Here is a 17559-nt window from a genome sequence, read left to right on the forward strand (position 1 = left end):
AGGAGAAGAATCCATTACCGGGCATTGGTGGTCAGCCCCCGTTGTGCAGCCCGTGCGGCCCGGACGAGGAGCGCGACCGCCGCCGCACTGAATGCGAGACCAGCAGCCATGCAAACAGTCACCACGCCCGGAGCCGCACCGAGCATCCGCGGAACAGCATTGAGGGGCGCATTGGCATAGAGGCACACCAGAGCCCCGGCGTACGGGACCACCGCGGCCCGTGAAGCCAGCTTCGGCGGGGTCCAGCCGGCCAACATCGCGACAGCGGGCGGAAGCATGAGCAGCGTCGCGGCCGCGAGCGCGAGGGCGTGGTACGCCGGGTTTCCGTCCATTGGTGCCTCTCTGCTGCGAACACCCACCATAGGGACGGTTCGCGTGTTGCGTTCATGCCGGGGCCCGGCAGTGTCCGGCCTGCGGGATTGCTGCGGGAAACCCGTTAAAGATACGTAAGGAATGTATAAAGTAGCCGGTGGTGTGCCGGGAAGCCTGGTCGGCGAACAGGGGAAAACTCTCTTCGTCGATCGGGGCTTGACGCCATGGTGCTCGTCGCCGTCTTCGGTGCTTCTTTGCTGATCGCCGTCCTGCTGTCCGGGCTCGCGGCCCGTACCGTCCTTTCGACCTCCCTCCTCTTCCTGCTGGGCGGGGCTCTGGTCAGTGACGGATTCCTCGGGCTCGTCCACATCACCGCCGACAGCGAGATCGTCGCCGTCACCGCCGATCTGGCCTTGTTCGCCGTGCTGTTCACCGACGGAATGCACGTCTCGCTGCCCAAGCTGCGCCGGAACTGGAAGAACCCGGCGCGCGCACTGGGGCTGGGGATGCCCCTCGCCATGGCCGGCATGGCCCTGATCACCCACTACCTGGTGGGCCTGGACTGGACGACCTCGTTCCTGGTCGGTGCCGTGCTCGCGCCCACCGATCCGGTGTTCGCCTCCGCGATCGTGGGCCGTAAGGAGGTCCCGGCGAAGCTGCGGCAGTTGCTGAACGTCGAGAGCGGCATCAACGACGGGCTCGCGCTGCCCGTGGTGCTGATCCTGATCGCCGCCGCCGGCCCCACGTCCGGACAGGCGCAGGTCTCTGTGGGCACGATCGGCCTGGAGCTCGGGCTGGGGCTCGTCTTCGGCATCGTGCTGCCGCTCGCGATCGCGGGACTGGTTCGGCTGCGGCTGCTGGGGGCGGAGCCCAAGCTCCAGCCGCTGCTGCCGCTGGCGACCGGGATCATCCTCTACGGGCTGTGCCACCTGACCGACGCCAACCCGTACCTGGCCGCCTTCTCCGCGGGCGCCGTGCTGGCCTCGGTGTCACCCGCGGCGAAGACGGTCTTCGAGCCGCTCGGCGAGGCGCTCTCGGAGCTCGCGAAGTTCGCCGCGCTGCTCGTCTTCGGCGCGCTGCTGACCCCCGCGTTGTTCGGCGACCTTTCGGGGGGCGGGTACGTGGCGGTGGTGCTGGCGATCGTGCTGATCCGGCCCGCTTCGTTCCTGGTGTCGCTGCTGGGGGCGCGGATCGAGCGGCGGGAGAAGCTGGTCGCGGCCTGGTTCGGGCCGAAGGGCTTCGCGTCCGTCGTGTACGGATTGCTGGTGCTCCAGGCCGGCATCCCACGAGGCGAGGAGGCGTACACATTGATCGCCGTCTGCATCGCCTTCTCGATCATCGCCCACAGCAGCACCGACGTACCGATCGCCCGCCTGTTCCACGTGGACGACCTCGCGGGCATCCCCACCGGCCTAGACGCTCCGCAGCCCTCCGTTCCCTCCGTTCCCGCCCCGAGCAGTGCACCCGACCAGGAGAAGCACCATGCCAGCCCGTGAACTCGCCGAGCCCTACCCGCACGTGACCATCGACGACACGGCCGTCGACGCGGTCCGGCTGCTGGCCGAGCAGAACCTGCCCGCGCTCCTGGTCCTCGACACGGACGGCGCCCCGTACGCCGTGGTCCCCGGCTCCCAGCTCGTACGGCAGTTGGTACCCGAGTACGTGATGGAGGACCCGCTGCTGGCAGCCGTCATCGACGACCGGCACGCCGAAGCCCTCGCCGACGACCTCGCGGGCAAGACGGTCGCCGAGTGGCTGCCCCGCCGTACGTTCAAGCCGCCCTACGTCGGACCGGACGCGGGGGCCCTGCAGATCGCGGCCGTCATGGCCCGTTCCCATGTCCCGCTCGTGGCGGTCCTCGAGCGGGACGGCAAGGAGAGCCGGCTCCTCGGGGTGGTCACCGCCGCCGCGCTGATGCGGCACCTGCTCGCGTCGGGCGGGCAGGCGTGAGCGACTGGCACAGCTGGGCCGCGGTCGCCGTCTTCGCCGGCGCCTACATCCTCATCATCAGCGAATGGGTCCACCGCGTCGCCGCGGCACTCGGCGGCGCGGGGCTGATGCTCGCCATCGGGGCGACCGACGACAACGCGGCCTTCCACTCCGACAAGACCGGCATCGACTGGAACGTCATCTTCCTGCTGCTCGGCATGATGATGATCGTCGGCGTCCTGAAGCGGACCGGGCTCTTCGAGTACCTGGCGATCTGGTCCGTGAAGAAGGCGAGGGCACGGCCCTTCCGGGTGATGGCCATGCTCGTGGTCATCACCGCGGTCGCCTCGGCGCTGCTGGACAACGTCACCACCGTGCTGCTCGTCGCCCCCGTGACACTCCTGGTCTGCGACCGGCTGAAGCTGTCCCCCGTCCCGTTCCTGCTCGCCGAGGTGTTCGCCTCCAACATCGGCGGCACCGCCACCCTGGTCGGAGATCCGCCCAACATCATCATCGCCAGCCGGGCCGGGCTCACCTTCAACGACTTCCTGATCCACCTCGCCCCGCTGGCCGCGGTCCTGACCGTGGTCCTGGTGCTGCTGTGCCGGGTGATGTTCGCCGAGTACTTCGTCTACGACGAGAAGCGCGCCGCCGAGCTGATGGAACTGCGCGAGCGCGAGGCGATCACCGAACCACGACTGCTCGTCCAGGGCTTGGGTGTCCTCGCCCTGGTCGTCGCCGGATTCGTCCTCCACCCCGTGCTGCACTACGAGCCCAGCGTCGTCGCCCTCCTCGGCGCCGGCCTGCTCGTCGCGATCTCCAAGGTGGAGACCGGTGAGGTGCTGGGCGAGGTCGAGTGGCCCACCCTCGCCTTCTTCGCGGGCCTGTTCGTCATGGTCGGCGCCCTCATCGAGACCGGCGTCATCGGCGACCTGGCCGGCTCCCTCGCGGACGCCATCGGCGGGAACGAACTCGGCGGCTCCATGCTGCTGCTGGGCGGCTCCGCCATCCTGTCCGGGATCGTGGACAACATCCCCTACGTCGCCACCATGGCACCCATCACCAGCGAACTCGTCACCAACATGGGCGGCAACCCCGACCACGTCATGTGGTGGGCCCTCGCGCTGGGCGCCGACCTCGGCGGCAACGCCACCGCCATCGGCGCCTCCGCCAACGTCGTCGTCCTCGGCATCGCCGAACGCAACCGCCACCCCATCAGCTTCTGGCAGTTCACCAAGTACGGCCTGATCGTCACCGCCGTCACGATCGCCGTCTCGGCCCTCTACCTGTGGCTGCGCTACTTCGCCCTCGCGTAGATCAGGCCTCGCCGTCCGGCCAGCCCAGCAGGCGGGCCCCGATCACCGCGGTCTGGAGCGTGTAGCGGTTCAGCGGGTCGGCCGGATCGGCGCCGGTCCGGGTGTGGATGCGGTCCAGCCGGTACGTGAGCGCCCGCACGCTGAGGGAGAGGCGTCGGGCCGCCTCTGTCGACACACAGCCGCTGTCGAAGTACGCGTTGAGGGTGTCGAGCAGCGGCCGAGCGCCGCCCCGGGCCTCGCGGAGGGGGCCGAGGGTGCTCTCGACCAAGTCGGCCATGGCCTGCCGGTCACGCGTCAGCACCGGGAAGACGAGCAGGTCGGCGGCATGGAGCACCGGCCCTTCCAGGCCCATCCGCCGGGCGAGGTCGAGCGCGTTCAGGGCCTCCTCGTAGGAGTGGACGACCCCGCCCGCTCCCGGGTGTGGCCGGCCGATCGCGACGCGGCCCCCGTCCGTGGCCGCGTACGCCCGCTTGGCGAAGTAGGCCAGTACGTCGGGCTGGTCGCCGGGGGCCACGCAGATCAGCCGACCGTCCTTCGTGGTCAGCAGGATCTGCCGGCCCGGGAATCGGGCCAGGACCGCGGACTCGATGCCGCGAGCCACCGGGTAGCCGTCGCCGTAGGGCTCGGGGCCGGTGGCCACCGCGACGCCGTGGGACTGCGAGAGGCGCAGCCCGAAGCGTTCGGCACGCTCCGCCAGCCGACCCAGGTCGCTGCCCCCGTAGAGGAGGTCGTCGATGAACTCACGGCGCGCCGCCTCCTCCTGGCGCACGGCCTGCTGCTGGGCCCGTTCGTACCCCTCGACGAAGGCGTCCACCGCCTGCTCGACGGCCGCCAGGAGCGGGCCCGGCTCGGGAAGGGGCCGTACGGCCTGGGCTGCGGCAAGGTGATCGCGTATCAGGGCACGGAGCGGGAGTCCGGCTTCCGCCGCCCGCTCCCCTTCCGCACGGCGTGATTCCAGCTCGTCGCGGGTCAACCGGCGGCCCGTGGCGCAGGCGTGCAAGAGCGTCTCGGCATACCCCGCGAGATGGTTCTCCGGCGTCTGTGACTCCACCACGGTCTTCCCCCGATCCTGACGCGCCCGTGACGCGTTCTTGATGCGGGGACAAGGGTGACACGTACCCGGCGGGCTCTTCACGACCGGCATCAGGACGGCGTAAAGATTGCCGGTGACCGGCAATGCGCATCGACGCACCACTCGGAGAGAATCAGGGCACGGGGGATGGCCAGCGCGGCCCGGATGCCGAACCGCGGAAGCGGGGGGGGCGGTATCCGGGCGGCGCTGGGTTTACACGGTCGCGAGGGCCGCCGCGCCGAAGGAGACGTCGAAGCGGTCGCACCAGATGGTGACGCTGCTGTAGTCGGCCAGGTTCACGTCGGCGGGGATCTCGTAGTTCTGGTCGCCCTTGTTGCCCTTGAGCTTGCCCAGACTCACGTGCTTGCCGTCGTCGAAGACGGACCAGCCCGCCTCGCCCTCCTTCACCGGGGCGTCGGTGAGCCAGACGCGGAGGTCCGGGCCGTTGCTGGTGTCGAGGTTCTCCAGCCGGAGGGTGCGGGAGCCGTCGGGGAGCCGGATCAGCTTCGCCGTGCCCGTGGTGGTGTGCTCGTGGCTGATCAGCGCGCCCTGGGCCAAGGTCTGCGGGCCGGCCGGAGCGCTCGGGGCCGCCGATGGGGTCGTGGGTGAGGGCGTTGTCCCGGGTGCGGGGGCGGAGGGAGCTGCCGCCGGGAGGGCCTCGTGGACGGTCGCGTCCTGCCACAGCTTCCACGGCTGGAACCAGTACAGGCCTACGCCCAGCATCAGCGTCGCCGCGACCATCACTCCGGCCCACAGTCGGCCGCGTCGCTTCGTTTCCGTCACCGGTAATGCCTCTCGTCGTTGGTCCGTCGCCCGTATTCAACGCGACCGGATCGCAGCCTCACCAGGTCCGGCCCGGTGACGAAAGGCTTACGGCTGCCCCGCGGACCTTGCGGTCACTGCTTCCTGGAGGAGACCCACACCGCTGCCGCGACCGCCAGGGCGAGTGCCCCGAGGGCCAGGACCGCCGGGCCGGGTCCCGGGTGCAGGTACAGCACCGCGCCAGCGGCGGTGAGCACCGCGCCGAAGGCGAAGAGCGGCGAGACCGGCCCGGTCCGGGAACGGCGGGTCATGGGGAGTCTCCTGGCGGGGAGGGAGAGGTGGTGGCCCCAGCCTCCCATGCGGCGGGGCGGGGGTACAGAACCCCCGCCCGCCATTCAGGTCACAGGGTGCGGAGCTTGTTACTGAAGACCTGGCCGGCGACGTTGTCGCCGAGGGTCAGGCCGTCGGTGGCGTCCCACGGGTAGTGGACGCCGAGCCAGACGCGGCTGTCTGCGTCCTCCTTGGCGGCGGCGCTGAAGCTGGTGAAGTGGCGGCTCTTGACCGGGGCCTGCGGTTCGTCGGTGGTGAGGTCGAAGGCGATGCTGTCGCTGCCGGAGTAGCGCTTCATCACTCCCGACGAGAGCGAAGAGCCGGGCGTTGGCGTACGTGCCCAGGCCGCGGGCCTTGGAGACCTCGCGGGTGGCGGAGGTCGGGGCGGTCGCGCCGGCGGCCTCGCCCTCGCCGTTCTCGCGCCCCCGCGCTCTCCCTCCGGGAGCCAAGCGCCGTCTGAACGCCGCCCTGGAGACAAGGGCGCCCGTCCCCGGGCCCTGCCTGCGTGTAGCCCGACAAGCGGACTATGGCGCCGTCGGGGTGGTCTTCGCCGGCTCGCCCCGTCCATGAGACCGCCCGCCGCGAACCCCGTCCGGATCCCGTGCCCATCCCGGACGGGACGAATCTCAGTCGGGGAGCATCATGCGTACGCGCAAGAGCACCATCGCCCTCTCGGTCGCCGTGGCCGCGGCCCTGTCCACACCCGTCCTGGCCTCGGCCGACGGCGACATGCACGGCATGGACCGGATGGACCACAAGTCGCTCACCGCGATCGGGCTGACCTCCGACCAGCGACTGGTGGAGTTCATGGTCGACCGGCCCGCGAAGACCATGTCGATCGGCAAGGTGTCCGGCCTCAAGGGCGACACCAAGATCGTCGGCATCGACTTCCGCGTGCAGAACGAGAAGCTCTACGGCGTCGGTGACAAGGGCGGCGTCTACACGCTCAGCACCGGCAACGCCAAGGCCATGAAGGTCTCCCAGCTCACCGTCGCCCTCGCCGGGGCCCGGTTCGGCGTGGACTTCAACCCCGCCGCCAACCGGCTGCGCGTGATCAGCGACACCGGGCAGAACCTGCGCCACAACATCGACGACAACGCCGCCCCGCTGACCACCACCGTCGACGGCCCCCTCACCAACCCGACGACGCCTCCCTCGACCGCCATGGGCGTCACCGGAGCCGCGTACACGAACAACGACCTCAACGCGGCCACCGCCACCTCGCTGTTCGACATCGACACCACGGCCGACCGCGTCTCCCTCCAGTCCCCCGCCAACGCCGGCACGCTCGCCCCGACCGGCACCTTCGGGGTCAACGCCGGCCCCGACGCAGGCTTCGACATCTACTTCGCCCCCAAGCAAGGCACCAACCAGGGCTTCGCCACCCTCAACACCGGCAACACCTTCCGCCTCTACGGAATCAACCTCCTCACCGGCGCCGCCCACGACATGGGCGCCTTCCCCAAGGACCGCCAGGTCACCGACATCGCCCTGCCGCTCAACCAGAACTGACGGCGCCGGGAAACACGTGGCCCCCTTCCGCGAGGCCGCACGGCCAAGGTGAGCGACCTCGCGGAAGGGGACCGGATCGGTAACGGTCACCTCGGGGTGAGGACGGTGTCGATGATGTTGACGGTGGCGTTGGCGGTCTGGACGTCACCGCAGACAATCTTCGCCTTGCCGTTAACGGTGAAGCTCTCGCCGGATCCGGCCGTGCTCAGCGAGCCGCCTTCGAGCGTCTTGAACGTGCCCGCGGCGAGCCGCTTCGGAGCGATCTTCTCGCCCACCACGTGGTACGTGAGGATCTTGGTCAGTTCGGCCTTGTCGGCCAGGATCCTGTCCAGGTCGGCCTTCGGGATCTTGGCGAAGGCGTCATTGGTCGGCGCGAACACCGTGATGCCCTTGGCGTTGTTCAGGGTGTCGACCAGGCCCGCCTTCTTGACCGCGGTGACCAGCGTCGACAGTGCGGGGTTGTTGGACGCGGCAGTGGCCACGGGGTGCTTGGCCATGCCCGCGAGACTGCCGGAACCTTCCTTGGGGACCGACGCACAAGCCGGCCCGAAGGGATCGGCCTGCTGCGAGTCGGCGGACGCCGGGGCCGCCACGCCCAGGGCGATGGGGAGTGCGAACGCTGCTGCCGCGAGTACGGCGGAACGGCGGACGTGGTGAGTGGTCATGTGCTCCTCCTCGTGGAGGCGGGCCCCAAGGTCAGTCCCGTCACGGGGCCTACATCGTCAACGACCCCTCGAACGTGGTCTGCGGCAACGTCAGGACCTCCAACGCCACCGTGTCCATCGCGTCGACACCGTCCTGATGCCCAAGTGGACGGCTCAGGGCACCACATGCTGCTGCGGGGGCCGGCCGTCATCGGGGATGTCGGCCGGCCCCCGCAGCTTTACTCGTCGACCGGCAACGGGCGGATGCGACAGGCCCGCTGCGGGCATGACGGAAGTCTTACGTGCGCGTGTGGGAGCCCCGACGAAGTCCCTGTGCTGCGTAACGTCGACCGTATGCGCGTACTCGTTACCGGAGGAGCCGGGTTCATCGGCTCCCACATCGTCAACGCCCTTTCGGCCCGCGGGCACGAGCCCGTCGTCCTCGACGCCCTGCTGCCCGCCGCCCATCCGCACGCGCCGGCCCTGCCCGACGCGGAGTTCCTCCGGGCCGACGTACGGGACGCCGACGCGGTCCGATCGGCGTTGCGCGGGGTGGACGCCGTGTGTCATCAGGCGGCCATGGTCGGGCTGGGCAAGGACTTCGCGGACGCCCCCGACTACGTCGGCTGCAACGACCTCGGAACGGCCGTGCTGCTGGCGGAGATGGCGGCCGCCCGGGTCCGGGACCTCGTCCTGGCCGGATCGATGGTGGTCTACGGGGAGGGCCGGTACAGCTGCTCAGCGCACGGCACGGTGCGCCCCGGGCCGCGCCGGACCGAGGACCTGATGGCCGGCCGGTTCGAGCCACGCTGCCCCGACTGCGGGGCCGAGCTCGCTCCGGGTCTGGTCGGCGAGGGCGCGCCGACGGACCCCCGGAACGTGTACGCGACCACGAAGCTGACCCAGGAGCACCTGGCCGTCTCGTGGGCACGGTGCGTGGAAGGCCGTGCGGTGTCGCTGCGCTACCACAACGTCTACGGCCCGGGGATGCCGCGCGACACCCCGTACGCGGGCGTGGCCTCCTTCTTCCGCTCCTCGCTGGCGCGGGGCGAGGCACCGCAGGTGTACGAGGACGGCGGCCAGCGGCGGGACTTCATCCACGTGACGGACGTCGCGGAGGCCAACGCCGTGGCCCTGGAGGCCGTCGGGGGCCTGTCCCCCGGAGCACTGACCGCCTTCAACACGGGCAGCGGCGACCCCCACACCGTCGGCGAGATGGCGATCGCGCTGGCGGCAGCGTACGGCGGACCGGCCCCGGTGGTCACGGGCGAGTTCAGGCTCGGGGACGTTCGGCACATCACCGCGGACTCCGCGCGGCTGCGCCGCGAGCTGGGGTGGAGTCCGCGGGTGGGCTTCTCCGAGGGGATGGCCGAGTTCGCGCGGGCCGGCCAGCGTGCCTCGGCAGGTTCCGTCAGTTGAGCCGACGCTCCGGCGCCACCTAAGCGGGGGCCGGGAGGGTGAGTTCGAAGCGGCAGCCGCCGGGGACGTTGTGGACGTCGGCGTGCCCGGCGTGGGCTTCGACGATGCCCCGGACGATCGCCAGGCCCAGCCCCGCGCCCGAGGGGGGCGTGCGGGCCTGGCTGCCGCGCCAGCCGGTGTCGAAGACCCGGGCCAGGTCCTCCTCGGGGATGCCGCCGCAGGCGTCGGTGACGGACACCACGACCGTGTCCGCGCGGCGTTCGGCGGCGATGGCGACGGTGCCGTCGGCCGGGGTGTGGCGGATGGCGTTGACCAGCAGGTTGGACAGCACCCGGGTCATCTCCTTGCCGTCGACCTCCACCGGCAGTGGGGCCACGCCACTACCGGCGAGGCGTACGCCGCGTTCGCGGGCAAGGGCGTCCGCGCCGGCGAGCGCGTCGCCGACCAGGTCGTAGAGGGACACGCGGGTGGGCGAGAGGGAGAGGGCGCCGGCATGGATGCGGGACAGCTCGAAGAGGTCGGTGACCATCGAGTTGAGGCGCTCCACCTCGGCGCGCATCTGGTGGTGGTAGCGGGCCGGGTCCGCGACCATGCCGTCCTCCAGCGCCTCCGACATCGCGCGCAGCCCGGCCAGGGGGGTCCGCAGGTCGTGCGAGATCCAGGCCACCAGTTCGCGCCGCGAGGTCTCCAGGGCGCGCTCGCGTTCGCGCGAGGCGGCGAGGCGTTCGCTGGTGAGGGCCAGCTCGCGGCTCAGCGCCCTGAGTTCGGCGGGCGCGGGAACGGCCGGGGGTGTGAAGACGCCGTCCTCTCCGAAGGTCCGGGCCGCATCCGCCAGTTCGCGGCACCGGGACACGACCTGCCGGCCCAGGATCAGTGCGGTGGCGAGCGACACGGCGGCGGCCATCGCGACGACCGTGGTCACCACGGCGAGGTCGTGGGAGGACAGGAACATCGCCCAGGCCACGGTCAGCGTCCCCGCCAGCATCGCGGAAACGGCGACGCCCGCCACGACCGCGAGGGCCACAGCCACGCTCCGCCGGCGCAGTATCCGCAGCGCGACGGCGCCGAGCAGGCCTGCGGCGCCCGCTCCGAGGAGAGCGTAGAGGGCGATGAGCAGCAGATCACGCATGACCGTCCTCCGCCCGGGCCGCTGCCCCTGCTTCCGCCCGGCGGGGCGGGCCCGCATCGTCCTCGAAACGGTAGCCGGCGCCCCACACCGTCCGGATCAACCGCGGATCGGCCGGATCCGTCTCGATCTTGCTGCGGAGCCTGCGCACGTGGACGGTGACCGTGGACAGGTCCCCGAAGTCCCATCCCCAGACCTCGCGCATCAGCCGTTCCCGGTCGCAGACCTGGCCGCGGTGGCGCAGGAAGTAGACAAGGAGGTCGAACTCGCGCAGCGTGAGCGCGAGTTCGTCTCCGTCCTTGGCGGCCCGGCGGGCCACCGGATCGACGGTCAGGCCGCCCAGCGTCAGCAGGGGTTCCTCGGGCGGCGCGGCGGAGCGGGCCCGGCGCAGGACGGACCGTACGCGCAGGACCAGTTCGCGCGGGCTGAAGGGTTTCGTCACGTAGTCGTCCGCGCCGACTTCCAGGCCCAGGATCCGTTCCTCCTCGTCGCCGCGCGCGGTGAGCATCACCACCGCGACGGGAGGCGTCCCGTTCTGGTGGGCCCGCAGTCGCCGGCAGACCTCCAAGCCGTCCATCCCGGGCAGCATCAGGTCCAGGACGACCAGATCGGGCCGGTGCCGCGCGGCGGCCTCCAGGGCGGCCGGGCCGTCGGCGGCGCGCTGCACGGTGAATCCGGCCCGCTCCAGGTAGCCGGCCACGACCTCCGAGACGGTCGGGTCGTCATCCACGACGAGGACCCGGCCCGTGACCTCCCCGGGAGAGCTCGGGGCGTCGGTGGCCGTGCCCCCGTGGGCGTTCCGCTCGTTGATCGGTGCCATGTTTCCAGGGTGGACCGAAAACGCGGCCGGCGGGCCTCTGTCCGCTCACATCGGTCACGGTGTCCGCGTTTCGTAAGGTCTTGCGGCCCGTTTCTTTGCCCTTCGGTTCCTACGGTGTGGAGGGTGACTGATTCTGCTTGTCGTCCGCCTCTCGCGGACCTCGTACTGCCGTGCCTCGACGAGGCGGAAGCCCTGCCCTGGGTGTTGGCGCGGATGCCGGCCGGGTGGCGGGCCATCGTCGTCGACAACGGTTCCACCGACGGTTCGGCCGACATCGCCCGATCCCTCGGCGCCACCGTCGTGCACGAGACCCGGCGCGGCTTCGGCGCCGCCTGCCACGCCGGGCTCCTCACAGCGCGCGCCGAGCTGGTGGCCTTCTGCGACTGCGACGCCTCCATGGACCCCGGACTGCTCGCGCCCATGGCCGCGCGCGTCGCGTCCGGCGAGGCGGACCTGCTGCTCGGCCGCCGGCGCCCGCAGGGACGCGGGGTCTGGCCGGCCCACGCGCGTGCCGGGAACCTCGCCCTCGCCCGGATGCTGCGCCGCCGCACCGGACTGCGCCTGCGCGACCTCGGCCCCATGCGGGTCGCCCGCCGCGAAGCCTTGCTCGGTCTGGACCTGACCGACCGGCGCAGCGGGTACCCGCTGCAGATGGTCGTACGGGCCGCCGACGCGGGCTGGAAGGTGGCCGAGACGGACGTCCCCTACCTGCCCCGTTCCGGAAAGTCCAAGGTCACCGGCACGTGGCGGGGCACCTGGCACGCCGTACGGGACATGCGCCGGGTGCTGGCCGAGCCGCCGGGCACGCACCCCGCGCCTGCCGAGGGGGTCTCTGCATGAGCACCCTCCTGGTCATCGCAAAGGCTCCCGTGGCGGGGCGTGTCAAAACCCGGCTGACCACTGCGTTCAGTCCGCAGCAGGCCGCCGACCTGGCCAGGGCCTCCCTCCGGGACACCCTCGACGCGGTCCTGACCACTCCGGTCGAGCGCCGCGTCCTGGTACTCGACGGACAGCCGGGGCCCTGGGTCCCGGAGGGGATCGAGGTCGTCCCGCAGGGCGCGGGCGGCCTGGACGCCCGACTGGCCGCCGCCTTCGCCCTGGCCGAGGGGCCGGCCCTGCTCATCGGGATGGACACCCCGCAGGTCACCCCCGGCCTCCTTGCCCTCGGGCTCGACTTCACCGAGGCGGACGCCTGGTACGGGCCCGCCGACGACGGAGGGTTCTGGGCGCTCGGCCTCGCCGACCCCGACCCCGCCCTGCTGCTCGGCGTACCCATGTCCGTACCGGAGACCGGGAAGGTCCAGCGGCGCCGACTGACCGACGCGGGGCTGGCCGTGCACGACCTGCCCGAGCTGTGCGACGTAGACACCCCGGCCGACGCGCGACGCGTGGCGGCGGCCGCTCCGCGGACCCGCTTCGCCGCCCTGCACTCCGGACTGTGCGCGGTGACCCGATGACCGCCCAGCTCACCGAACCGGCCACCCGCACCTGGCAGGCAGACCCGTACGCGGACGCCCTGCGCACCGGACAGGGTCCGCTTTACCTCCGCCGCCGTGACGGCTGGCTGCTGCCGCTGGAGGTCGAGCGCTGGTGCGCCGAACCCGACGCGGCCGATGACACGCTGCTGGCCCGGTGCACCGGACCGGTCCTCGACGTCGGCTGCGGACCGGGCCGGCTGGTCGCCGCGCTCGCCCGGCTGGGGCACACCGCCCTCGGGGTCGACGTCACCCCCGAGGCCGTGACCCGCACCGTTCGGGCGGGCGGCAGCGCACTGTGCCGGTCGGTGTTCGACCCGCTCCCCCGCGAGGGCGACTGGGGCACGGTGCTGCTCATCGACGGCAACATCGGAATCGGCGGAGACCCTGCCACCCTGCTGCGCCGTGCCATCGAACTGACCACCCCCGGCGGCTCCCTGCTGGTCGAGGTCGCCGACTCCGACGTCGACGAGCGCGTCGAGGTCCACGTCGAGGACGGCAACGGCGGCCGCGGAGCCTCCTTCTGGTGGGCCCGGCTCGGCGCACGCGCCCTCGGCACGGCGGCGCAGGCCACCGGCTGGAAACCGTACGGCAGTTGGCAGGCGACCGGGCGTCACTTCGTGCACCTGACCCGCTGACGGCCGGCGCACGGCGGACCGCTGGGGGTGGGATCCGTACGGTACGGATCCCACCCGGGCAGCCCTGTGGTCAGCGGCCCCGGCCCCGACTCGGCCCTTGACCCGGCGCCCGGCTCAAGCCCCGAGGGCCGCCCGGCGCAGGATGGCCCTCGTACCCGCATGGGCGGCGGTGAGCAGCGCGATGGCCGCCATCACCAGCAGCCAGTTGCGCAGGTAATCGAGCGGCAGGACCGTGGAGTTGGCCACGCCGCCGGGCCGCAGCAGCGGGGGAAGGGCGATCGCGGTCAGCGAACCCGCAATGATCAGGGCCGCGCGCGGTACGCCGCGCAGGCGCGGGCCCAGCGCGGCGACGAGTGCGGCGACGGCGATCACGAGCGGGGCGACGAATCCGTCGTGGACCACCACCGCTCCCCCGAGCCACACGGCGATCCGCCAGGGCTCGGGCTGCTGGAGGAGCAGCCACCCGCCCCAGCCGGCGACCACCAGCCCGAACCCGCCCGTCACGTAGCGGAAGTTCATCACGCGACCTCCAGTCGGCCGACCCACTTGGTCTGCAGGACACCGGGCCGGTTCGGGGCGATGATCCGCGCCGGGTAGCCGTGGTCCAGGGACAGCACCTCACCGTTCAGCCGCAGCGCCAGCAGCGTCAGCGGGTCCTGCGCGTACATCCGTCCCATCTCCATCACCCGGTAGGCGCCCGCCGCTTCCACGGACACCACCCGGGCCCGTGACACCGGGCCGCCTCCCGCCCGCTCCAGCAGGTCCCGTACCCGTACTCCCGTCCATCGGGCGGACTTGCTCCAGCCCTCCACGCACGCGATGGGCAGCGTGACCTCGTGCTGGGGAAGGGCCCGTAGTTCGTCCAGCGTGAGGGTGTACGGGCGCGGCCCGGCCACGGTCAGCCGCCAGTCGGCCAGTGACGCCCTGCTGACGCGTGCGGCGGCGGCCGTGCGGTTCACCGGCAGGCCCTGAACACCCTGGGCAGGGCTGCGGGGGCCGAACAGGTCCAGCGGGCCGAGCGCGGTCACCGACTGCCCGACGGTCGTGAGCGTGACCGCCCCCACCGCGGCCGCCACTGCGGTCAGCAGTTGTCTGCGGTCGGGCCCGTCGGACTCGGGGAGTGCCAGGGTTCCGGGGGAACGGAGCGTGAGGTGGTCGCGGATCTTCGGCCATTGCACGGCGATGTGCAGGAGCAGCGACCCGAGCAGGAGCCAGGCGACCGCGTAGTGCACGGGAACGAAGTTGAACGGCCACGGGTACCACTGGAAGGTGTTCAGCAGGCCGGTGAACAGTTCGAAGAGTGCGGCCGCGACGAGGACCGCAACGGAGAGCCGCTCCAGCGCGTGCACCGCGGAGCGCACCGGCGGCCAGGCGAACAGCTTCGGGTAGACCGTCCACAACTTGGCGAGCAGCAGCGGGATCGCCGCGATCCCGGACACCACGTGCAGCCCCTGGGTCAGCCGGTATCCCCAGTACGGACGGCTCGGCAGCCAGTCGGCCAGCCACCCCGGCGGATGCTGGAGGTAGTGGCTCAGCACACCGGTCACGAAGCAGACGGCGAAGGAGAGACCCAGCCAGCGACCGATGGCCGTGGCGGTACGGGCGTCGTGCAGGCGCGCCTTGAAGGTGAGGGGCGGGCCCGGGGCAAGGTGAAGCGCATGGCCCCATCACATCCCCCGCGCGGCTTTCGGAGGGTGCTGGAACACCTTACGAAACACGGACGTCCGGGGCGCCGACGGCCCGCGGAGGGCCGCTCCCTGGAACGCTTTCGCAGGTGAACCCGCCTATCGCCCCCACCACCCGTACCGCGATCACCGGCGCCGCCCTCGTCGCCCTCACCGTGGTCCTCGTCCTCACCGTCCGGTACGGGGGGTTCTTCACCGATCCCGTGGGCCTGTCCTGGTGGTACGCCGCGTGCTGGGCGCTCTTCGCCGCGGCCCTCCTCGCCCTGCGCCGGGTGCCGGCCAGGAGCGTCGTCCCGCTGCTCCTGGCGGGGGCCGTCGCCGTCACGGTGACCGGGCTCCTGGGACCGCCGCGCACCAGCACCGACTCCTACCGCTACGCCTGGGACGGCCGCGTCCAGTCCGCCGGGGTCTCCCCGTACGACCACACGCCCCAGGACCCCGCCCTGACCCGGCTGCGGGACCCCTGGCTGTTCCCCACGGGTACCGCGTGCACCGGCCCCGACCTGGCCGGCATCCCCCACGCCGACGCCGCGCCCCACTGCACCCGCATCAACAGGCCCGCCGTCCACACCATCTACCCGCCCGTCGCCGAGGCCTACTTCCTCGCCGTCGACACGCTCTCGCCCTCCGAAGCCCGGCACAAACCGCTCCAGATCGGCGCCGGCCTGATCTCCCTCGGCGTGACCGGCACCCTCCTGCTGATCATGCGACGGCGCGGCGGAGACCTGCGCAGAGCGGCGTACTGGGCCTGGTGCCCGGCCGTCCCCCTGGAGGCCGTCAACAACGCCCACATCGACGTCCTCGGCGTACTCCTCACCATCGCCGGACTCGGCCTCGTCGCCTCCCGCGCCCAGACCCGACGAGCGGCCGGTGGCCTGCTCATCGGCGCCGCCATCGCCACCAAACTCATGCCCGCCGTCGTCCTGCCCGGCGCCCTCTCCGGCGTTCGCCGGATCCGCGACGCCGCCGCCGTGCTCCTGCCCGCAGCGGCGTTCACGGCCCTCGCCTACCTGCCGTACGTCCTGCTCTCGCACGAATCGGTCTTCGGCTACCTCGGCGGCTACGTGGAGGAAGAGGGCTACGACGACCCGGCGGCCGGCTCCCGGTACGCGCTGTTGCGCCTGGTCCTGCCCGACACCTGGGCGTTCCCCGTCCTGCTCGGCGTCGTCGCGGCGGTGTCCCTGTACGTGATGTGGCGCGGGGACCCCCGGCGCCCCTGGAGCGGCGCCCTCCTGGTCACCGGCTGGGCCTTCGTCCTCCTCACCCCCGGCTACTCCTGGTACGCACTGCTCCTGATCGCCCTCATTGCCCTGGACGGCCGCTGGGAATGGCTCGGCATCCCGCTGGCCGGCGCCGCCGTCTACATCCTCGGCCCCACATTCGACTACGGGCCCGTACTCGCCGAGGTGGTGTACGGAGCCGCCGCGGGCCTCGTCCTGGTCACCGCCTGGTTCCGTCACCGAGCCACGCAGAAGAACGCCAGGGCATCGCAGCAGCCCACACCCAGCCGTAAGACTTCCGTATGATCCATTTTCACCCTTTTTGGGACTCCCCCCATCACCATGGAGGGCATGAACACCAGCGTGCACAACCTGGCAGTGGACATGACCCTGACGAACATCGGGTGGTTCGGGATCGTCGGACTCCTCATCGTCGCCGTCCTGATCGCCGCGTTCGTCCTCGGCGCGAAAGTCCGGGCACACGAGCCCCCTCCGCCCACGGCCGACAGCCAGCCACACCTCCCGGCCGGTGGGGCAGTCCACGAGGTGCGCGAACAGCGCGAAGACCGCCAGCCGAAGGGCTTCCCCGAGGGCGGGCTGAGCCCCCACCAGATGGGCGGCTACGGCAACGGCGGCTCCACCACCCACGCCCATCTCGAACAGGCCCTCTCCGAGGGGGAGTCCGCCGTCCCGCACCGCGGCGCCTGACCATGCTGGAGGGCACGAGACCTTGACACTCGGGGAGTACGAAGGAGGACCGATCCCGATGGCCACAGTCGCGCGGAACCATACCCAGCGTGGGCGGAGCGTCGTTCTCGATGACCACCTACCGGTCGATCACCGGCTGCGCCGCATCTACCGCGGCGGTGCAGGACTGATGGGCGCATTCCTGGTCGCCTTCGGCATTCTCGGGCTGGTCGACCGGATCGGGTTCTTCAGCACCAGCGGAAGCATGGTGATGGGCCTGGGCAGCAACGGCGCTCTGAGCGTGGCCTCCGTCCTCGTGGGCGGCCTGCTGCTGGCCGGCGCGGTGATCGGCGGCAATACCGCGTCCACCGTCAACATCGCCGTGGGCGTCGCCTTCCTCGCGGCTGGCTTCGCGAGCCTCGCTGTCCTGGACACCCGCTTGAACGTGTTCGCGTTCCACCTCCAGAACGTGGCCTTCAGCTTCGTCACCGGCCTGCTGCTGATGACCTTCGGCATGTACGGCCGGGTCAGCGGATCCCTGCCCCACGACAACCCGTACTGGCGATCCCGTCACCCCCGGAGCTGACGTGGCCCTGCATCCGTCCGGTTCGT

Annotated in this window: 21 protein-coding genes; 11 read left to right on the forward strand and 10 right to left on the reverse strand. The window is 71.6% G+C overall.

Features of this window, described 5'->3' with window-relative positions; all coding sequences use genetic code 11:
- Positions 1-14: 14 nt before the first annotated feature.
- Positions 15-332: a hypothetical protein gene (locus OG730_RS10745; RefSeq protein WP_327304042.1), complete on the reverse strand. Its 318-nt coding sequence runs from the start codon at positions 330-332 to the stop codon at positions 15-17.
- A gap of 204 nt (positions 333-536) precedes the next feature.
- Here OG730_RS10745 and OG730_RS10750 point away from each other — a divergent pair, with 204 nt between their 5' ends.
- From OG730_RS10750 to OG730_RS10760, 3 genes are read left to right on the forward strand one after another with little or no spacing between them, the layout of a single operon-like run.
- On the forward strand, positions 537-1808 hold the full coding sequence (locus OG730_RS10750) for a cation:proton antiporter (RefSeq protein WP_327304043.1): 1272 nt from the start codon (positions 537-539) through the stop codon (positions 1806-1808).
- Positions 1795-2262, forward strand: a complete 468-nt coding sequence (locus OG730_RS10755; protein ID WP_327304044.1) for a CBS domain-containing protein — start codon at positions 1795-1797, stop codon at positions 2260-2262. Before OG730_RS10750 ends, OG730_RS10755 begins: the two co-directional genes overlap by 14 nt.
- Complete coding sequence (locus OG730_RS10760) at positions 2259-3557, forward strand: ArsB/NhaD family transporter (protein ID WP_327304045.1); 1299 nt, start codon at positions 2259-2261, stop codon at positions 3555-3557. The genes OG730_RS10755 and OG730_RS10760 overlap by 4 nt, the downstream gene beginning before the upstream one ends.
- A 1-nt stretch (position 3558) precedes the next feature.
- Here the strand turns inward: OG730_RS10760 and OG730_RS10765 are convergent, their stop codons facing one another.
- The 4 genes from OG730_RS10765 to OG730_RS10780 all read right to left on the reverse strand — a co-directional run bounded on the left by OG730_RS10765 (position 3559) and on the right by OG730_RS10780 (position 6019).
- Complete coding sequence (locus OG730_RS10765; protein ID WP_442814873.1) at positions 3559-4611, reverse strand: PucR family transcriptional regulator; 1053 nt, start codon at positions 4609-4611, stop codon at positions 3559-3561.
- A 231-nt stretch (positions 4612-4842) separates the two neighbouring features.
- The gene (locus OG730_RS10770; protein WP_327309213.1) at positions 4843-5370 is read right to left on the reverse strand and encodes a DM13 domain-containing protein; all 528 of its coding nucleotides are present in this window, start codon (positions 5368-5370) and stop codon (positions 4843-4845) included.
- A gap of 155 nt (positions 5371-5525) precedes the next feature.
- A complete protein-coding gene (locus OG730_RS10775; protein ID WP_185558273.1) occupies positions 5526-5702 on the reverse strand; it encodes a hypothetical protein in 177 nt (58 codons plus the stop codon).
- Positions 5703-5791: 89 nt separating this feature from the next.
- Positions 5792-6019, reverse strand: a complete 228-nt coding sequence (locus OG730_RS10780; protein WP_327304047.1) for a phosphatase PAP2 family protein — start codon at positions 6017-6019, stop codon at positions 5792-5794.
- Positions 6020-6363: 344 nt separating this feature from the next.
- Between OG730_RS10780 and OG730_RS10785 the strand changes: the two genes are divergently transcribed.
- A complete protein-coding gene (locus OG730_RS10785; RefSeq protein WP_327304048.1) occupies positions 6364-7233 on the forward strand; it encodes a DUF4394 domain-containing protein in 870 nt (289 codons plus the stop codon).
- A gap of 86 nt (positions 7234-7319) precedes the next feature.
- Here the strand turns inward: OG730_RS10785 and OG730_RS10790 are convergent, their stop codons facing one another.
- Complete coding sequence (locus tag OG730_RS10790) at positions 7320-7898, reverse strand: fasciclin domain-containing protein (protein WP_327304049.1); 579 nt, start codon at positions 7896-7898, stop codon at positions 7320-7322.
- 333 nt (positions 7899-8231) lie between these two features.
- Here OG730_RS10790 and OG730_RS10800 point away from each other — a divergent pair, with 333 nt between their 5' ends.
- The gene (locus OG730_RS10800; RefSeq protein WP_327304050.1) at positions 8232-9296 is read left to right on the forward strand and encodes an NAD-dependent epimerase/dehydratase family protein; all 1065 of its coding nucleotides are present in this window, start codon (positions 8232-8234) and stop codon (positions 9294-9296) included.
- A 19-nt stretch (positions 9297-9315) separates the two neighbouring features.
- On the opposite strand, the gene OG730_RS10805 is transcribed toward OG730_RS10800, so the two are convergent.
- Positions 9316-10425, reverse strand: coding sequence for a sensor histidine kinase (locus tag OG730_RS10805; RefSeq protein WP_327304051.1), 1110 nt, complete (start codon positions 10423-10425; stop codon positions 9316-9318).
- Entirely contained in the window at positions 10418-11242 is an 825-nt protein-coding gene (locus OG730_RS10810; RefSeq protein WP_327304052.1) for a response regulator transcription factor, read from the reverse strand. The genes OG730_RS10805 and OG730_RS10810 overlap by 8 nt, the downstream gene beginning before the upstream one ends.
- A gap of 123 nt (positions 11243-11365) precedes the next feature.
- Between OG730_RS10810 and OG730_RS10815 the strand changes: the two genes are divergently transcribed.
- The 3 genes from OG730_RS10815 to OG730_RS10825 are packed head-to-tail and all read left to right on the forward strand — an operon-like array spanning position 11366 to position 13355.
- Positions 11366-12082, forward strand: a complete 717-nt coding sequence (locus tag OG730_RS10815) for a glycosyltransferase family 2 protein (RefSeq protein WP_327304053.1) — start codon at positions 11366-11368, stop codon at positions 12080-12082.
- Positions 12079-12699, forward strand: coding sequence for a TIGR04282 family arsenosugar biosynthesis glycosyltransferase (locus OG730_RS10820; protein WP_327304054.1), 621 nt, complete (start codon positions 12079-12081; stop codon positions 12697-12699). The genes OG730_RS10815 and OG730_RS10820 overlap by 4 nt, the downstream gene beginning before the upstream one ends.
- Positions 12696-13355, forward strand: a complete 660-nt coding sequence (locus tag OG730_RS10825) for a class I SAM-dependent methyltransferase (protein WP_327304055.1) — start codon at positions 12696-12698, stop codon at positions 13353-13355. The genes OG730_RS10820 and OG730_RS10825 overlap by 4 nt, the downstream gene beginning before the upstream one ends.
- A 114-nt stretch (positions 13356-13469) precedes the next feature.
- On the opposite strand, the gene OG730_RS10830 is transcribed toward OG730_RS10825, so the two are convergent.
- Both OG730_RS10830 and OG730_RS10835 read right to left on the reverse strand, forming a co-directional pair.
- Positions 13470-13874 (reverse strand): hypothetical protein, encoded by a 405-nt coding sequence (locus tag OG730_RS10830; RefSeq protein ID WP_327304056.1) that lies wholly within the window; start codon positions 13872-13874, stop codon positions 13470-13472.
- Positions 13874-14968, reverse strand: coding sequence for a molybdopterin-dependent oxidoreductase (locus OG730_RS10835; RefSeq protein WP_327309214.1), 1095 nt, complete (start codon positions 14966-14968; stop codon positions 13874-13876). Before OG730_RS10835 ends, OG730_RS10830 begins: the two co-directional genes overlap by 1 nt.
- Before the next feature lie 161 nt (positions 14969-15129).
- Here OG730_RS10835 and OG730_RS10840 point away from each other — a divergent pair, with 161 nt between their 5' ends.
- Genes OG730_RS10840 through OG730_RS10850 form a run of 3 tightly spaced genes read left to right on the forward strand, consistent with a single transcriptional unit; the run spans position 15130 to position 17533 of the window.
- Positions 15130-16566 carry a glycosyltransferase family 87 protein gene (locus OG730_RS10840; RefSeq protein ID WP_327304057.1) on the forward strand — a complete coding sequence of 479 codons (1437 nt, stop codon included), beginning with the start codon at positions 15130-15132 and terminating at the stop codon, positions 16564-16566.
- Between the two features lie 45 nt (positions 16567-16611).
- The gene (locus tag OG730_RS10845; RefSeq protein WP_327304058.1) at positions 16612-16968 is read left to right on the forward strand and encodes a DUF6479 family protein; all 357 of its coding nucleotides are present in this window, start codon (positions 16612-16614) and stop codon (positions 16966-16968) included.
- A gap of 58 nt (positions 16969-17026) precedes the next feature.
- On the forward strand, positions 17027-17533 hold the full coding sequence (locus tag OG730_RS10850; RefSeq protein WP_327304059.1) for a DUF4383 domain-containing protein: 507 nt from the start codon (positions 17027-17029) through the stop codon (positions 17531-17533).
- Positions 17534-17559 lie beyond the last annotated feature (26 nt).

It is taken from the genome of Streptomyces sp. NBC_01298 (genome assembly GCF_035978755.1).
Taxonomy (GTDB): domain Bacteria; phylum Actinomycetota; class Actinomycetes; order Streptomycetales; family Streptomycetaceae; genus Streptomyces.

Coding starts and splice junctions, on each gene's coding strand:
- OG730_RS10820 (WP_327304054.1), top strand. CDS start 12,079: ATGAGCACCCTCCTGGTCATCGCAAAGGCTCCCGTGGCGGGGCGTGTC.
- OG730_RS10825 (WP_327304055.1), top strand. CDS start 12,696: ATGACCGCCCAGCTCACCGAACCGGCCACCCGCACCTGGCAGGCAGAC.
- OG730_RS10780 (WP_327304047.1), bottom strand. CDS start 6,019: ATGAAGCGCTACTCCGGCAGCGACAGCATCGCCTTCGACCTCACCACC.
- OG730_RS10830 (WP_327304056.1), bottom strand. CDS start 13,874: ATGAACTTCCGCTACGTGACGGGCGGGTTCGGGCTGGTGGTCGCCGGC.
- OG730_RS10775 (WP_185558273.1), bottom strand. CDS start 5,702: ATGACCCGCCGTTCCCGGACCGGGCCGGTCTCGCCGCTCTTCGCCTTC.
- OG730_RS10785 (WP_327304048.1), top strand. CDS start 6,364: ATGCGTACGCGCAAGAGCACCATCGCCCTCTCGGTCGCCGTGGCCGCG.
- OG730_RS10805 (WP_327304051.1), bottom strand. CDS start 10,425: ATGCGTGATCTGCTGCTCATCGCCCTCTACGCTCTCCTCGGAGCGGGC.
- OG730_RS10755 (WP_327304044.1), top strand. CDS start 1,795: ATGCCAGCCCGTGAACTCGCCGAGCCCTACCCGCACGTGACCATCGAC.
- OG730_RS10850 (WP_327304059.1), top strand. CDS start 17,027: ATGGCCACAGTCGCGCGGAACCATACCCAGCGTGGGCGGAGCGTCGTT.
- OG730_RS10845 (WP_327304058.1), top strand. CDS start 16,612: ATGAACACCAGCGTGCACAACCTGGCAGTGGACATGACCCTGACGAAC.
- OG730_RS10745 (WP_327304042.1), bottom strand. CDS start 332: ATGGACGGAAACCCGGCGTACCACGCCCTCGCGCTCGCGGCCGCGACG.
- OG730_RS10770 (WP_327309213.1), bottom strand. CDS start 5,370: ATGGTCGCGGCGACGCTGATGCTGGGCGTAGGCCTGTACTGGTTCCAG.
- OG730_RS10810 (WP_327304052.1), bottom strand. CDS start 11,242: ATGGCACCGATCAACGAGCGGAACGCCCACGGGGGCACGGCCACCGAC.
- OG730_RS10750 (WP_327304043.1), top strand. CDS start 537: ATGGTGCTCGTCGCCGTCTTCGGTGCTTCTTTGCTGATCGCCGTCCTG.
- OG730_RS10800 (WP_327304050.1), top strand. CDS start 8,232: ATGCGCGTACTCGTTACCGGAGGAGCCGGGTTCATCGGCTCCCACATC.
- OG730_RS10790 (WP_327304049.1), bottom strand. CDS start 7,898: ATGACCACTCACCACGTCCGCCGTTCCGCCGTACTCGCGGCAGCAGCG.